Here is a 15,617-nt window from a genome sequence, read left to right as displayed (position 1 = left end):
TCGATGCCACTTTCCACTGATCTGCATCAAGTCTCTGATACATCCTTCTTCGGGACGGAGAGCGATCCGATCGAGCTAGCAGTCTTCAAGAGCGCCACTCATTCGGTAGCGGAAGAGATGGGCGCCGCACTCCGCCGTACCTCCTTCTCTCCGAATATCAAAGAGCGTCGTGATTACTCCTGCGCAGTCTTCGATGAAGCAGGACACGTCATCGCCATGGGCGACCATATGCCGGTCCACCTGGGATCGATGCCTATGTCCGTCAAAGCCGTAATGGAGGCGATGAAACTTCGTCCGGGAGATGTCGCCATCCTGAACGATCCCTACGCTGGTGGAACCCACCTGCCGGACATCACGATGGTTCTCGGCGTCTTCCCACCCACTGCACCTGAGACTCCTCTCCTATATATCGCTGTCCGCGCACATCATGCAGACGTGGGGGGGATGTATCCGGGCTCCATGGGGCTCTGTCGCGAGATCTATCAGGAGGGCCTGCGCATTCCGCCTGTGCGCATTCTGGAAGAAGGTACTTTGAACGACAGCATCCTTCAGATGATCCTGCATAACGTTCGCACTCCGGATGAACGTCGTGGCGATCTTATGTCCCAGATCGGAGCCTGCCGCGTCGGCGAGATCCGCCTTCACGAGCTGATAGAGAAGTACGGCATCCAATCCATCCGCAAGCTTTCAGCCGATCTCATGGACTACTCCGAACGGCTCATGCGCGCTCAACTCGCAGAGATAGCAAGCGACAGCGTTACCGCGGAAGACTTTCTCGATAACGACGGCTTCAACGATGTCCCCATCTGCATACGAGTCACGATCAAACTCAATGCAGAGGATCGCTCGGTCACCGTAGACTTTGCTGGGTCCAGCCCGCAGGTAGCCAGCAGCATCAACGCTGTCTACGCCATCACCTATTCGGCGGTCTATTACGTCATGCGCTGTCTTCTCCCCGAAGACGCCCCAGCAACTGCAGGTCTGATGAGACCGGTGCAAGTGATCACAGAGCGGGGAAGCATCGTCGACGCAGAGTTGCCCGCCCCTGTCGCGGGAGGAAACGTCGAGACCTCGCAACGAATCGTCGATGTGCTGCTCCGAGCATTAGCTCAGGCCCTTCCTGGGCGAATTCCGGCGGCAAGCTCGGGAACGATGAACAACCTTACGATTGGCGGCGTCGATACCCGTACGGGGAAGCCTTTCGCCTACTACGAGACCATCGCCGGCGGTATGGGCGCACGACCGAACGCGGATGGCGTCTCCGGCATACACACGCACATGACAAATTCGCTCAACACACCGGTTGAGGCGCTCGAATATGCCTATCCCTTCCGCGTCCGTTCTTACTCCTACCGGCCGGACTCCGGTGGGGGCGGGCTGTATCGTGGAGGTGATGGCATCATCCGCGAGATCGAACTCCTGAACTCGGCCAAGGTGACCATGTTGATGGATCGCAGGATCTTTGCACCCTACGGACTGGCCGGCGGATCTTCCGGCGCACTTGGCAAGTCGCTGCTTCTTTTGGACGAGAAAGCAACTGCCCTGCCCGGTAAATGCAGCTTCGACGCGCCTGCGGGTGCCGTGATCCGTGTTGAGACGCCAGGAGGTGGCGGATGGGGAAGGCAAGAGGAGTGACGCCTGACTCAATACGGCCCAGCACGTTCGTCAAAACATACCGGGCCGGCCATCGAGGGTGACACAACATCTCTGCGCTAAGTGCCTAGACAGCTTTGCGCTGGAACGTCGTCTTCTTCGTGTTGGCAAAAGAGTCTTTTGCCTTAAACGAGGCCACGGACGCTCCGGGAACTGGTTTCGCGCCACTGTTTATCTGGGCGGCCTTTTCGCGTGCTGCCTGTAGCTTCTGCGCTTTTCGGCCTAGACCGCCAATCTTTACTCCGTTTGCTTTAGGAATAAAATCACTCATATAGAAATTTTCTCATGCTCCGAGGATTCTGGCCTGGCAGGTTGCGATCCAATGTGCATTTTTGACGGTTACTAACCGGGACTCGATGCTTATTCATCGAAAGGGAACGAACGAATGAGCTCGCTGATCTCCCCGATCTCGGCTACGCATCGCCTCGCGCCTGCCTGAAGCAGAGCCTCTGGAAGGGTATAGCCATAACCGGCAGCGATGAAGGGGACGGAGGCGCGCTTTGCTGCTTGAATATCTCTGATCTCGTCTCCCACGTAAAGGGATTCCGCTGGTGCATAGCCACTCTTGGAGACCAGCCTTCGAAGCTTGTGTGCTTTGCCGAAGATCGATGTTCCACACTCGACCAGGTTGAAACGAGCCAGATTGCGAAGACCAAGGACGGTGGTCACGTTCTCAATCGAATTCGATGTAAGCATCGCGAGGGTTAATCCCATCTCGTGCAGCGTCTTCAAGGTGTTCTCAACGCCTGGAAAGAGGCTTACGGTACTCATCTGCTGTGCCATTGCCTTCCGCATCCACCGAGTAATGGATGGCACCTTCAACAGGGGCACATGGTGATGCGACAGGATCTGGCGAGCATCCAGACTGCGCAGATACGTCATGTTTTTCTCGTCGAAGTGACTGAAGCTGTAGATGTCGGCAGCTTTGTTGAAGCAATTCAAGAACAGATCCAAGGTATCTGCAATCGTTCCATCTAGGTCGAAGATGACAAGGCGCGGCTTAACAGTCATCCTTCCAATGTATTTCAATCAATATCGCTAGCGGCAGTATCGTTCTACCGCTTCACGCAAACGCGATGATGATGCCGGGTTCTCCAGACGCGACAGGGACGGCGGTGTTGAGCATAGGTGCTGCTGGTAAACAGCAGAATTAGCGCTGACAAGACGACCTTTTTCATAGGATTCTCCTGCCGATAGGATGCCACACCGAAACCTCACAGGTTATCACTAAGGCTAAACGTCGGTTATGATTTCAGTCTTTTCTTTGAGCTGAGCTTTGATCCTGGTGATTCTTTCCTGGATCAAAGCAGTGGTCTCGCGCCAATCCTTCATCTTCGTAGTCGTAAAACCGGCGCTGAATTTAGGGGAATGGGGGTTTTTTGCAGCGGACAAGCGCACAGCCTCTTCCAGCTTTGCCTCGAAATATGTCAGGCGTTCCTGTAGGTCGATCTGACTCATAAGCTTAAGGCTACCATTCGTGTTAGCAGATAGGTTAATAGTCTGGTTATCGAGGCCGTACGAATTCGACGATTATGAGCAAAGCGATACATCTTTTGTGTTTCGCCCGGCGTAGGCTTCGGCAATCCGTTCGATAGACGTTGAAGGCAGCGATATCAATTCTGCCGACAGGTCTGCTGGGTTACAAATTCCTCTCTCAATGCACCGCTGACCTATATCGCTAGGTCGGAACGTCAAGCTGGCTTCCAGCATGTCGTTTCTCCATCGCGACTATAGGTTTTCACCGGTATCGAGTAACACGAGAGAGGTACTCCTAAATGCGTCTCCATTCCGCGCCCCGTCGTTCCATTGGCATCCCTTCTCTCCGAAGCAGACTGAATAAAGTGTTGATTGCGGTAGGCATGCTGACGTCTACGGCCATGCTTCACGGTCAAGAGATAAGCTTCGCCGGTTTGCAGACAACCTTGACTGTAACTGCCCTGCCTTCCCCAACAGCGATCGCGATCGACTCGTCCGGCACTCGCTATCTGGTGGACAACAATTCGACCGACATCACAGTGTTGAATGCAGTAGGCACTCAGACCCTGATCAGCTCTACGCTCCTCAATCCCAGTGCCATCACATTGGATAGCGCAGGAAATATTTACGTAGCGGACTATGGAAACAACCGTGTCCTTAAGATTCCGGTAGGAGGCGGCGCGCAGATTCCAGTAGGAACTGGCCTGTTGCAGCCAAATGGCGTCGCCGTCGATAGCCTGGGGAACGTCTACATCGACGATCAGGGAAATAGCCGCGTTGTGAAGGTGACGACCGGCGGTACTCAAACACAAGTTGCGGCAGCCTCCATCAACTATCCCACGTCAGTCGCGGTCGATTCAGCAGATAATCTTTACGTCCTGGACTCTGGAAACCGGACGATCGAGAAGGTCACGCCCGACGGAACCTTCTCCATGGTCATGCCTCAGAACTCACTTGAGAACTATCCACAAGCTCTGGCATTAGACAAAGTTGGAAATGCTTATGTCACTAACAGCGGTTACCAAACCGTCCAGATGTACTCTCCAAGTGGCAAGGTTCGTTTCTTAGGGAACGGGATGTCGACCCCAGCGGGTCTTGCGATCGACAGCACAGGAAATGTGTACGTCGCAGACTACAGCGGCGGCTCAGTCAAGATCATCTCTCCGGGCGCTGTAGCTCTTGGGTCTGCCAACTTGTGCCCAGCTTCCGCCACTCCATCACCTTGCAGTCAGACCGTCACGCTTAACTTCAATGTCGATCCAAACAGCGACTTCTCCACGGTTACAGCTCGCGTGGTGACACAAGGGACTCTGAATCTGGATTTTGTTGTGACAAGTGATACCTGCACCGGGTTGTTGACCCAAGGCAGTACCTGTTCTGTAACAGCTACCTTCAAACCTTTGGCGCCTGGCATCCGGCTGGGAGCGGTACAAGTATCGGGTCTATCGGTACCGAGCAACAACTTTGTCTCACCGCGGGGCTCTGGCACGAGAAACATAGTCCTCCCCAGAGGCGAACCGCCAGCGGCAGGCCTGCTGGCAACGGTGTATCTACACGGTCAAGGGATTGGACCGCTCGCCGGCTTCGACGCGGGAGTCATCAACACATTACCGATAGCCCTACAAACCGGCGGCTTTCCTCGTGGGATAGCAACCGATAGTGCCGGAAACGTCTACACATCAGACAATCAGAACTGCGTCGTCCAACAGTTTGCAGTTGCGACGAGCCTCACCAGCACCATCGCGGGAAGTGGAGCGTGTGGTCCTCTAACGGGGAACGGAGGGCCGGCGATCGGAGCCACGTTCCAGGATCCCCTGCGGATCGCAATCAGTGGAAGCGGTGACATCTATATCGCCGACGACAGCAGCTGTGTCATCCAAAAGGTGGATGCTCTCACCGGAATCATGACGACGGTAGCAGGCACTGTGGGCGTCTGCGGTCACACGGCAGATGGCGTTCAAGCTACGAGCGCCACCCTGACCCAACCTGGAGCGGTGGCGGTCGACGGGACTGGCAACATCTACATCGCAGATGTAGCTGAACATCTCATACGGAAGGTAGATGCCAGCACCGGTATCCTGAGCACTGTCGCTGGAAATTACGTCAGTGGGATAGGCTTCAGCGGCGATGGAGGAGCAGCCACAAGCGCTCAATTATCCTCTCCGGACGGTATCTCTCTCGATAGCCTCGGCAACCTCTACATCACCGACAATGGAAACAACGTCGTCCGTAAGATCACGGTCGGTACCGGCATCATCACAACGATCGCTGGCATAGCTCCCACAGATGCCGGTGCTGCTCCTGGATCGACCTGCGGTTATTCGGGCGACAATGGCCTCGCGACACTCGCCGCCCTATGCGATCCCGAAGGTGTCTCTGTCGATGCTGCGGGAAACGTCTATATCGCCGATTCATCGAACTTCATCGTGCGGAAGGTCAGCGCGAACACAGGTCTGATCACCACCGTCGCCGGTGTTTATAACGGTGGTGGCAGGACTGGAACGGAGGCGTACACAGGAGACGGTGCGGCCGCCAATCTAGCAGGCCTCAGTTACCTGGAAGACGTCACGGTGGATGGCAGCGGAAACATCTACATCGCCGACAGCGATAACAACGTCGTCCGCAAGGTAGCCGTGGCAAACGGCGTTCTTAGCTTCGGAACCGTGACCGTAGGCGCCTCCTCTCTCGCCAAGGACGTGATGGTCACGAACAACGGAAATGCTTCGCTGAATGTAAGTAGCTTGCTGGCTTCAGCCAATTTCAACCTTTCGGGCGCACATACAACCTGCAGCGCAAGCTCGACCCTAAGTTTGGGCGCAAGCTGTGTATTGGGCGTTGAATTTCTTCCCACCGCAGCGGGAGCACTTAACGGCACTGTGACCCTCGCCGATAACGTCGGAAACGATCCAACCTCGATGCAGTCGGTAACGGCGAACGGTACGGGCACCTACATCCTTCAATTGAAAGGTATCCCCGCAACGATAGCCGCAGGAGGGAACCTGGGCACCATTCAGGTCTTAGTGGAGAGTAGCGATGGCACTGTGGTTACGTCTGCCAATGCTCCGATCACACTAACCATCACTGGACCCGGCGGTTATTCGCAGACGGTGACGACGACATCCGTGAACGGTGTTGCGACCTTCAATTTGAGTAGCACAACCTACCCCGCGGTTGGGACCTACTCCGCGACAGCATCGAGTCCCGGCGTCACTTCCACAGTCCCGGTGCAATTCATCGTGACGCTTCCTGCTACGCAACTGGCCCTGACAGGAGTCGCCCCGACGGTCGCCGCAGGAGGGAATCAGGGCACCATCGGCGTCTCGGTCGAGAGCAGCGACGGCGAAGTCGTTCCAAGCGCGAACTCCGCGATAACCCTGACGATTGTAGGTCCCAACGCTTACTCTCAAACCGTAACCGGAGTAGCGGCCAATGGGTTGGCGGTCTTTGATCTCAGAAGCCTCAGTTATCTCACGCCCGGTAGCTATACGATGACCGCGTCAAGTCCAGGTCTCACATCCGCGACAGCGCCCTTTACTGTGACACCCCCCGTGGCATCTCAGTTGGCGGTCACTGGAGTTGCGCCGACCTTGACCGCTGGAGGGAGCCAGGGCACTGTCGGAGTTGCAGTACAGAGCAGCAATGGCACTGTCGTATCCACGTCTAATGCCTCAATCACACTGACGATTACCGGGCCGAACGGATTCTCCCAAACCGTAACAGCCGCGGCAGTCAATGGATTGGCCAGCTTCAATCTAAGTGCCATACCGTACCCCACTGCCGGCAATTACACGGTCACGGCATCGAGTACAGGTCTGACATCAGCAACAGCGCCGTTCGTAGTAACACCTATAACAGTACAAGCCACAAAACTCGCTCTTACAGGAGTTGCAGCCACCCTCGTCTCAGGAGGCAATCTCGGAGTAGTCAACGTCGCGGCACAGAGCGCAAATAGCGCCGTCGTTCTAACAGCGAACATCCCCATTTCTGTGACAATCACAGGTCCAAACGGCTTTACCAGGACTGTAACCGCAACCACTACAAATGGTATTGCCGCAGTGAATCTTAGCGGTATCAGTTATCCAACCGCAGGAAAATATCTAGTCACGGCTTCCAGTACAGGTCTCACCTCCTCGACTGCCACCTTCGTCGTTACGGCTGTCGTACTGGATTTTTCGCTGAATCTCGCCGGCACGCCATCCACGCAAACGGTAGTTCCAGGCGCAGCAGCGGTCTACGTCTTCACCCTGGCTCCGACTAACGTTGTCTTCCCAGGAGCCATTACGCTCACCGCCTCAGGACTCCCTCCAGGAGCGACATACAGCTTCGTGCCGCCAACGGTAACGCCAGGCCCCACCGCCGTTAGCACAACTCTTACAATACAAACCGCGAAGCCTGTAGCAATTGCTGGCTCTATCGAAGGTCTGGGAGGTATTATCCTCGCACTCTTGATTCCGCTGACCGTCTCGCGCAGAGTCCGTAGGGCATTCAGTAAAGTCCGCCTCTTGACTCTGCTGGCCTACGTCTTCTCTGCAGGAGCGCTCATTGGATTAAGCGGATGCGGATCGAACAACGGTTTCTTCGGGCAGCCGCAACAGACGTTCACCATCACCATCACAGGAACCAGCGGGTCTCTACAGCATTCAACTTCTGTCGTTCTCAACGTGCAATAACTGAAGGAGAAGATAATCATGCGCAATTCGCTCCGCAATCTGATCCTATGGGGTGTCGCAATCGTCCTCGTCGCAACGCCGGCCCTGATAGGACAAACAACCTCTCCGTCCCACAAAGAGGTTGACATAGCGCTGACCTATGCTGCCCAAAGAAGTAATCTCACCACGGGGAACGTCTTTTGGATGCAGGGGGGAACCTTTGAACTATCTGCAAACGTCTCCCATGGGTTCGGCCTCGCGATGAACATTGCTGGTTCTGAGGCGTCGAACATCCTCGGTACTGGCATCGATCTGAACCTGCTGACCACAACCTTCGGCCCGCGCTACACATGGAACAAGCGCTCAGGAAAGTTCGCTGTCTTCGGACAAGGTTTAATCGGCGAATCGCATGGATGGAATAGCCTCTTCCCAGCCACTGGTGGAGCTACCTCTGACTATAATTCCTTTGCCTTGCAGGTTGGCGGTGGCGTGGACGTTCGCCTTAGCCGGCACTTTGCAATTCGTGCGATCCAGGCGGACTGGCTCCGCACGCAGTTTCCGAATGCCACAACAAATGTTCAAAACAACCTCAGACTCGGCGCAGGTGTAGTCTTTCGGATCCCACAGTAGCTCTAGTTTCAGCGCGACCGATCCAGGATGAGATCGAAACACTGCCTGCGGCAGCGTCTCTTCGTGTACGTCTCAATACGAGAAACCTATCGCCAAAGGCTCCTTATTCCCGCTACAATCTTTCCGTTATTGAATCGTCTCAATCGGAAGGCACGAACTTAATGTTTGCATCGCGTTGCTCCCGTATACGTTTCATGTGCCGCTCATTTTTGCCGGTCACCGTGCTAAGTGCCTTGCCTTTAGCGCTTCCTGCTGCTCTCATCGCTCAATCCGTGCCGTCGGCGCTGGAGTCTCCTGCTGCGCGGCCCCCTCAGACGGGTTCGCAAGGGGAGAAGCTCCTGGGCATGCCGAAGTTCCATGACCCCACGCCATATGACATCGACGAGCACACCGGATACAAGCAGATCTTCGACGGCAAAAGCTTCACCGGATGGGACGCCGACCCCAGCATCTGGCGCGTAGAAGACGGACTTATGGTGGGGGAGACCCTCGACGGCAAGCCCAAGGGCAACAACTACATCGTCTACCGTGGCGACAAGACCCGCGACTTCGACCTGAAGCTGCAGATGAAGATCGAGAAGGGCGGCGGCGGTGGAATACAGTACCGCAGCCTCACCGGTGTTCCGTGGACGCGGCCGCAACCCGCCGGCCAACCACCTTATGATCTCAAGTTCATGCTGACCGGTCCACAGGCCGACTTCTGGTTTCCAGTCCGTGCACAGTCTGCGTCGTACACCGGTCAGTGGTACTCAGAAAATACGATGCAGGGAATCCTCGCCTACCGCGGCCAGGTAACACAGGCCCTGCCAGGCCAGACCAATCGCCTCGTCGCCAACATCGGCGACAAGCAGGCGCTCGGTGGCTATGTGAAGGTGAACGAGTGGAACGACTATGAGATCATCGCCCGCGGCGGCGTCATGATGCACATCATGAACGGCCAGTTGATGGCCGTCTTCATCGATGACAACAAAGACTCGGTCAATAATCAGCCGGGACTAATCGGCTTCGAGATCGAAAGCCAGCCGTGCAAAATCTCCGTGCGGGACATATGGCTTAGGAAGTTCGACTAGAGGACTACCTAAAGTATCTTCAGATACTCGATGATCGCCCACCGTTCCGCCTCCGTCAGTTGCGGTCCAATCACACCTTTACCGGACCCATTCCTGAACTCATGCCCCGCATTCGAGTTTCCCGGATGCGGATCTCCCGGCTGATCTGTAGAGAACAAGAAGCCGCCATCAATCTTCGATTGCTCATACCCAACCCGCTTCGGATCGAACTCGCGGCTCCCTCGATAGAACGTCTTCGATCTCTCCTCAACCGGAGACAGCAACTCATACAGATTGGGCACAGACCCGTTGTGCAGAAACGGTGGCGTCGCCCACATTCCTTCCAGCGGTCTCGCGCGATAGGCCAGGGGAGCCGTCACTCCATCCTCCCGGTAGCCGTTCCACTCCATCCGCTGCTCCTGCGAAAAGTTCATCTTGTCGTACTCCAGATCGCGGACCTTCGCAGTCACCAGGCGCAACCCAACGGTCGCGGGCACGGTTCCCAGTCCAAGCGCACCCGTCACGGCAGTGCGGTTTGCCCAGTCGATAGCCTCGCGAGGATCTGTACCGATCTCCTCGAGTGGAATGAGCTTCAGCTTCAGAAAACGTCGGCCCGCGAGGCCCGGCTCCCAGTACGCAGCATCCTGTATGTCGGGCGACTTCACCGACGGCAAATGGCACTGCTCACAGTGTTGCTTATAGAGCGACGCTCCCTGTGCTGCCTTCGCCCGGTCGATCGGGCCCAACACATCCTCCGGCCACGCCGGGGCCTTCAACCCCTCGAACATCTTTTCGCCCGCCAGCAACTCTTCGATATCCCAGAGATCTTTGACACTCACCGTCGACTCAAACAGCTTGGCCCGATCGGTAAGATTCACCCGGGCCCGCACCCCCAGCGACTCACCCACATTGCGCGACATCGGCTGCTGGATCGAACCGTTGTACTGCACCCATCCAAACCAGCTCGTGTACCACAGCGGCGGCAGCTTCACCGGCGCGTTCGCTACCCGCAGGTTAACATTGTCCAGTTCCGTGCCGAAGACAAAATTCCCAATCCGCCCCAGCGCATCCGTCCTCCCAAACCCTGAAGAAGCATAGAGCTTTCTATCTTCATCCAGTTTGAACTCAGTTTGCCCCGCACTGATGAACGCCCGCAACTGCTCCCGGAGCCTCTTCTTCTCCTCGCTCGATGCATCTTCGCCCAGAACCCGCTTCGCAAATCGCCCAAAGCGAAACGGAATCTTATCCGTAAATCCGACCGCATACGCGACCTCGTTCTGAAAGGCCGAGAGGTCCGCTGCCGCCGATCCGCCATCGATCCGCACTCCTTTGCCTCGGTACTCCACCTGCCCTGTATGGCAAGCCGCACACGTAAATCCCACCACATCCAGCGCGACACCCGTATGGGGATCGACGATAGAAGCCTTCGCAAACCCCACCGGCAGACCATCGGGATTACCCGCATCCACACCGTTCGGCAGAAACCCGAATCGCGCCATATAACTCGTCTCGGCAAACATCGGAACTGTCCCAAACACCTTGATCCCCGGCTGCTCCAGCGCAAGGAACCACTTGTAGGGCATCACTTCGGTTCCTTGTGGCGTGTGGTAAAAAGTCTGTCGCTGCGATCCGCTCCAGTGCTGATCCAGGAACCGGACATCCACCGGCTTATACGCGGGCAGATCCTCGCTTGGACGCTTGGTAAACAGCACCTTCAGTTGCGACACCTGTTGGCAGCCAACCATCAGTTCCAGACCGGCGCTAAGCGCGATAACACTCACAAGACGCTTCGTTCGCATCTTCATGCAAGCTCCTGGCGAAACATAGATGTAGAGAAGGGACCCCACCACAGAGTGCACATTCTATTGCGCCGCCAGCTTACTCCGTACCGACAAGAAAATCACGCAACATTATTTATCGGTAGTATTTCCGGCCCAGCCGAAGAATCCGGCGCGCAGAATATTGCCATTACAATGAGCATATGCAGCCAGAACGCCCAGGGGAGACCGATACACTCGACCACGCCGCTTCAGTCTTCGTCGGGGTGCGCCCCAGGTTGTTCGGAATTGCGTATCGCATGCTCGGAAGTTCGGCCGAAGCCGAGGACCTCGTGCAAGACGTCTGGTTGAAGTGGCAAGCCACGGATCGCAGTGTGGTCCTGGATGCGGCGGCATTCCTCTCTACCATGACCACGCGACTCGCCATTAACGTCGTCCAGTCCGCCCGCTCCCGTCGCGAAACCTACGTCGGGCCGTGGCTTCCGGAGCCGGTGGACACCAGCGCCGACCCCGAACTGGGAGCAGTACGGGGTGAAGCACTCCAATTCGCGGTACTGTTGTTGCTGGAAAAACTCTCGCCCACGGAACGGGCTTCGTATGTTCTCCGGGAAGCCTTCGACTACCCCTATCGGGAGATAGCTGACATCCTGCAACTGAGCGAAGCAAACACCCGCCAACTCGTCACTCGCGCCCGCAAACATATCGCCGACGAGCGTAGCGCCCGCGTCACCTTCGCTGAGCAGCGACGCCTTCTCGAAGCCTTCATCGCCGCGGCCCGCAAAGGCGATACCGCCTCCCTGGAAGCTCTCTTCGCATCCGATATCGTTTCCTACTCGGATGGCGGCGGAGTCGCGCGCGCAGCGCGAATCCCGATCCTCGGCCGCGCCCGCGTCGCCGAGTTCATCTCTGCCTTCGCCTCCCATTTCTGGACCGGTGTGACGCTATCCTGGATTGAAGCCAATGGACAGGCATCCGTGCTCCTCTCGCGGGACGGTGTCGTCTTTACCTTAGCGACGGTTGACGCCTCACCCGAGGGCATCGACCAGATCCTGTGGATGATGAACCCTGCCAAGCTCGCCGCGATCTCATCACCAAATGTCGTGCCTGGGCCACAAAAAAACTCCTCCAGTCACTGAGTGGCCGAAGCAAAAAACAATCGCAATAGACCTCATTCGCAGAATCGTGTCACAAAACGATCCCGTGCCCTGTCATAGCTGGTACACGAAGCCGATCTGCTCGGTGAGTGCCTCGGAGGACGAGGGAAAGGAGTCAAAATTGAAAAGAATATTGATAGTGCTATGCCTCATATCCAGCACGCTCATGGCGCAGGAGACGAAGGTCACCTCACTGCTGTCGAAAGACCTCACGGACATCCCCGGCAAGGAAGGCCTGATGATCACAGTAGAGTATCCGCCCGGCGGGTCCGATCCCATCCATCGCCACAACGCGGATGCATTCCTCTATGTGTTGGAGGGCTCCATCGTGATGCAGGTGAAGGGCGGAAAGCCAGTAACGCTGACGCCAGGACAGACCTTCTATGAAGGCTTCGACGATGTCCATATCGTCGGCAGGAACGCAAGCAAGACTAAGCCCGCAAAGTTCCTCGTCTTACTGGTGAAGGCCAAAGGCGCGCCGGTATTGGTGCCGGCGAAGTAACGCAACACCCAGGCAAACTCGCATCGGAACCACAAATTAACCGAAGACGATCTCGGATCAAACTCGTCCAGCAACGGACAAGCGAAAGGTCACCATGAAAATCGTAGTAATTGGCGGAAGCGGACTTATCGGAAAAAAGCTCGTGAACAAGCTTCGCGAACACGGGCACGAAGCAGTAGCGGCGTCACCCTCCTCTGGCGTCGACACCCTCACCGGAGCAGGACTTCCCGAAGTAATTAAAGGCGCTCAGGTCGTCGTCGATGTGGCGAACTCGCCATCCTTCGAGGACACAGCCGTATTGAAGTTCTTCGAAACCTCAGCCCGAAATATTCTCGCCGCAGAAGCCGCCTCTGGAGTACGCCATCACGTAGCTCTCTCCGTCGTCGGCGCCGATCGTATGCCTAACGTCGGCTACATGCGCGCCAAGGTCGCTCAGGAGAGGCTGATCCAGGCCTCATCCATCCCTTACACCATTCTTCGCGCAACGCAGTTCTTCGAGTTCATCGGACAACTCGCCGACGGGAGCACCAACGGAAACACGGTTCTCCTGTCGTCTGTCGTCATGCAGCCCATCGCAGCCGATGACGTAGCCGCCGCACTCGCCCGCGTAGCTCTGGACCCGCCCGTAAATGGAATCGTCGACGTAGCCGGCCCCGAGCCGCTCGGCCTCGACGAATTCGCTCGTCGACTCCTAAGCTCCAAACACGACCCACGACAAGTGACCACGGACACCCAGACAATCTACTTCGGGGCAAAGGTGGACAAGAACTCTCTAACCCCCAGCGATAACCCGCGCCTCGGCCCAACCCGTTTCGAGGACTGGCTGAGTCACTCCACAATCCAGAAGTAAGCCAAATCCAGCCATGGTCCGTCTAACGTAGACCGGACCATGGCTGGGCCTTTGTGTGCGCCCACTATCAGTTGGAATAAATAAGTAAGCTCAATGTTTTGTCTCCAGTGAACGGCTATCGAAACAATCCATAGCAGCCAATAGCACATCCAATGCTCAGATCGATAAGATCGTAGTTGTCATAAGACACGACTACGATCTCACGATGGCGCCTATGAACTCCATCTAGATCCTTCACAAAGGGAAGAAGACATCAATGAGAAAGCTACACGTTATTTGTCACATGAGTGCGACGATCGACGGCAGGATCGACCCCTCAGCAGCGAACCAGATCGCCACCCCCGGAGACTACGAAAAGCTAGGCAGCCAGCTTGGCGGCGACGCCTGGATCTGTGGACGAGTCACCATGCAGAAGCACTTTGCTGACGCCGAGCCATTCGTACCAACTGAGAACTCCCCGTCCGCAGGCCCGCAAGCTCCCTATGTCGCGACGCGCGCCAAATCCTACGCCATCGCAGTCGATACGAAGGGAAGCCTCCGCTGGAACAAAAGTGATTTCGATGGAGATCACCTCGTATGTGTGCTCAGTGAACAGACCACGAAGGCCTATCTGGATTACCTGCGCGACCGTGGCATCTCTTATCTTGTCTGCGGCAAAAACTCCGTCGACCTACCCGCAGCCCTGGATCTGCTTGGCGAACACTTCGGCATCCAGACCCTTTTGCTGGAGGGCGGCGGACACATCAACGGCTCGATGCTGCGCGCAGGCCTTGTAGATGAGATCAGCCTCATCTTGCAGCCAGGTATCGACGGACGTTCCGGCATCGCCACCCTCTTCGATGGAATCTCCGCGGACTCCAAGGAGCAGGACGATTTCCGAGCCGTCCCCTTGAAACTCAAGTCAGTAGAACAACAGAGCAACGATGCGCTTTGGATACGCTACCAAGTTATAAAACCAGCGCAAAGTTAAGCTATAAGAACCCATCGTTATCGAAGTGCATAAGCACTTACAGCATATCCAGGGAGGGGTCTCGTCATCCCTGACATCCTCTCTGAGAGTTCCTTCCTAAGCACCGCGACCTCCGCATTCCGGTGTATCGCTTGCAGAAAGTCGCAATACTCAAACGTAGCCGCGATCACCATTGGATTGTTCTCTCCCAGTCGCTCCCGCATGATGCTCAACCCGTCCTTCATCGACTGCTCGGCCTCTGCAATCTGCCCCATCTTCCACTGTGCCGCCCCAAGCGCCATCGATACATGTGCCCGCTCCAAGGAGTTCAAAGAAAACGCGCTCTCAACCAGCCGTATAGCTCTCTCGGCATGCTGCAACGCATCCTCCTGCTTCGACTGCATGCACTCGGCATACGTCAGGCTCACTAGCGCGGATAACTCCGAAGTAATATTCGACCTCCTATCTGCGGCTCCCGTCGCCGACAATATCTCTAGCGCTCTCCGCGAGCCTCTCGCCGCATCCTTATAGCGATGCTGGGAGAGTGCAACCTCAGCCATATGCTGTTCGCTCTTCGCGATGTCGATCGGGTTTCCGATCTCCGTCCGAATCTCCAAGGCTCTCTTCCTGACCTTCTCTGCCTCAGCGATTCGTCCGTACTCCAAGTACAACGCTCCCAGATTGTCCAAAGATGTAGCATAATTCGATCTGCTCCCAGGATCCTTCGCCAATAAGTGCAGAGCGCGCTCATACGCATCCAACGCCCTCGCGCCATCCGCCGCATCTTGATATTGAGACGCTAGTACCGACCACATATATCCGAGCTTCGCCGTAGACAATCCCGCCCGCTCTCCAGCTTCAATCTTCTGTAGTTGCTGCGCGATTCGAACGGATATCCCATTCACGCCGGAAGTTACATCTTGCGCC

13 protein-coding genes are annotated in these 15,617 nt (G+C 56.3%); 8 read left to right on the top strand and 5 right to left on the bottom strand.

Annotation, left to right across the window (positions count from 1 at the left end; genetic code table 11):
* Positions 1-3 precede the first annotated feature (3 nt).
* Entirely contained in the window at positions 4-1,635 is a 1,632-nt protein-coding gene (locus HB393_RS18710) for a hydantoinase B/oxoprolinase family protein (protein WP_213806723.1), read from the top strand.
* Positions 1,636-1,720: 85 nt separating this feature from the next.
* On the opposite strand, the gene HB393_RS18705 is transcribed toward HB393_RS18710, so the two are convergent.
* The 3 genes from HB393_RS18705 to HB393_RS18695 form a co-directional block, all read right to left on the bottom strand.
* Positions 1,721-1,924 (bottom strand): hypothetical protein, encoded by a 204-nt coding sequence (locus HB393_RS18705; RefSeq protein WP_213806722.1) that lies wholly within the window; start codon positions 1,922-1,924, stop codon positions 1,721-1,723.
* Between the two features lie 89 nt (positions 1,925-2,013).
* Positions 2,014-2,664, bottom strand: a complete 651-nt coding sequence (locus tag HB393_RS18700) for an HAD hydrolase-like protein (RefSeq protein WP_213806721.1) — start codon at positions 2,662-2,664, stop codon at positions 2,014-2,016.
* 222 nt (positions 2,665-2,886) lie between these two features.
* A complete protein-coding gene (locus tag HB393_RS18695) occupies positions 2,887-3,111 on the bottom strand; it encodes a hypothetical protein (RefSeq protein ID WP_213806720.1) in 225 nt (74 codons plus the stop codon).
* Between the two features lie 383 nt (positions 3,112-3,494).
* Between HB393_RS18695 and HB393_RS18690 the strand changes: the two genes are divergently transcribed.
* The 3 genes from HB393_RS18690 (at position 3,495) to HB393_RS18680 (ending at position 9,478) form a co-directional block, all read left to right on the top strand.
* Positions 3,495-7,799, top strand: coding sequence for a choice-of-anchor D domain-containing protein (locus HB393_RS18690; RefSeq protein ID WP_213806719.1), 4,305 nt, complete (start codon positions 3,495-3,497; stop codon positions 7,797-7,799).
* An 18-nt stretch (positions 7,800-7,817) separates the two neighbouring features.
* Positions 7,818-8,408 carry an outer membrane beta-barrel protein gene (locus HB393_RS18685; protein WP_213806718.1) on the top strand — a complete coding sequence of 197 codons (591 nt, stop codon included), beginning with the start codon at positions 7,818-7,820 and terminating at the stop codon, positions 8,406-8,408.
* A gap of 194 nt (positions 8,409-8,602) precedes the next feature.
* Positions 8,603-9,478 (top strand): DUF1080 domain-containing protein, encoded by an 876-nt coding sequence (locus HB393_RS18680; protein ID WP_213806717.1) that lies wholly within the window; start codon positions 8,603-8,605, stop codon positions 9,476-9,478.
* Between the two features lie 8 nt (positions 9,479-9,486).
* Here the strand turns inward: HB393_RS18680 and HB393_RS18675 are convergent, their stop codons facing one another.
* Positions 9,487-11,262, bottom strand: coding sequence for a di-heme-cytochrome C peroxidase (locus HB393_RS18675; protein ID WP_213806716.1), 1,776 nt, complete (start codon positions 11,260-11,262; stop codon positions 9,487-9,489).
* A gap of 176 nt (positions 11,263-11,438) precedes the next feature.
* On the opposite strand from HB393_RS18675, the gene HB393_RS18670 reads away from it, so the two are divergent.
* The 4 genes from HB393_RS18670 to HB393_RS18655 all read left to right on the top strand — a co-directional run bounded on the left by HB393_RS18670 (position 11,439) and on the right by HB393_RS18655 (position 14,711).
* The gene (locus HB393_RS18670; protein ID WP_213806715.1) at positions 11,439-12,371 is read left to right on the top strand and encodes an RNA polymerase sigma-70 factor; all 933 of its coding nucleotides are present in this window, start codon (positions 11,439-11,441) and stop codon (positions 12,369-12,371) included.
* A gap of 139 nt (positions 12,372-12,510) precedes the next feature.
* Complete coding sequence (locus HB393_RS18665; RefSeq protein ID WP_255551343.1) at positions 12,511-12,891, top strand: cupin domain-containing protein; 381 nt, start codon at positions 12,511-12,513, stop codon at positions 12,889-12,891.
* A 94-nt stretch (positions 12,892-12,985) separates the two neighbouring features.
* On the top strand, positions 12,986-13,741 hold the full coding sequence (locus tag HB393_RS18660; protein WP_213806714.1) for an SDR family oxidoreductase: 756 nt from the start codon (positions 12,986-12,988) through the stop codon (positions 13,739-13,741).
* Between the two features lie 256 nt (positions 13,742-13,997).
* Positions 13,998-14,711: a RibD family protein gene (locus tag HB393_RS18655; protein WP_213806713.1), complete on the top strand. Its 714-nt coding sequence runs from the start codon at positions 13,998-14,000 to the stop codon at positions 14,709-14,711.
* Positions 14,712-14,728: 17 nt separating this feature from the next.
* On the opposite strand, the gene HB393_RS18650 is transcribed toward HB393_RS18655, so the two are convergent.
* Positions 14,729-15,595 (bottom strand): tetratricopeptide repeat protein, encoded by an 867-nt coding sequence (locus HB393_RS18650; RefSeq protein ID WP_213806712.1) that lies wholly within the window; start codon positions 15,593-15,595, stop codon positions 14,729-14,731.
* Positions 15,596-15,617 lie beyond the last annotated feature (22 nt).

Source organism: Granulicella sp. dw_53 (assembly GCF_018449545.1).
GTDB lineage: Bacteria > Acidobacteriota > Terriglobia > Terriglobales > Acidobacteriaceae > Edaphobacter.
Note: the sequence above shows the minus strand (reverse complement) of the source record. Positions and strands in the feature narration are given on the sequence as shown.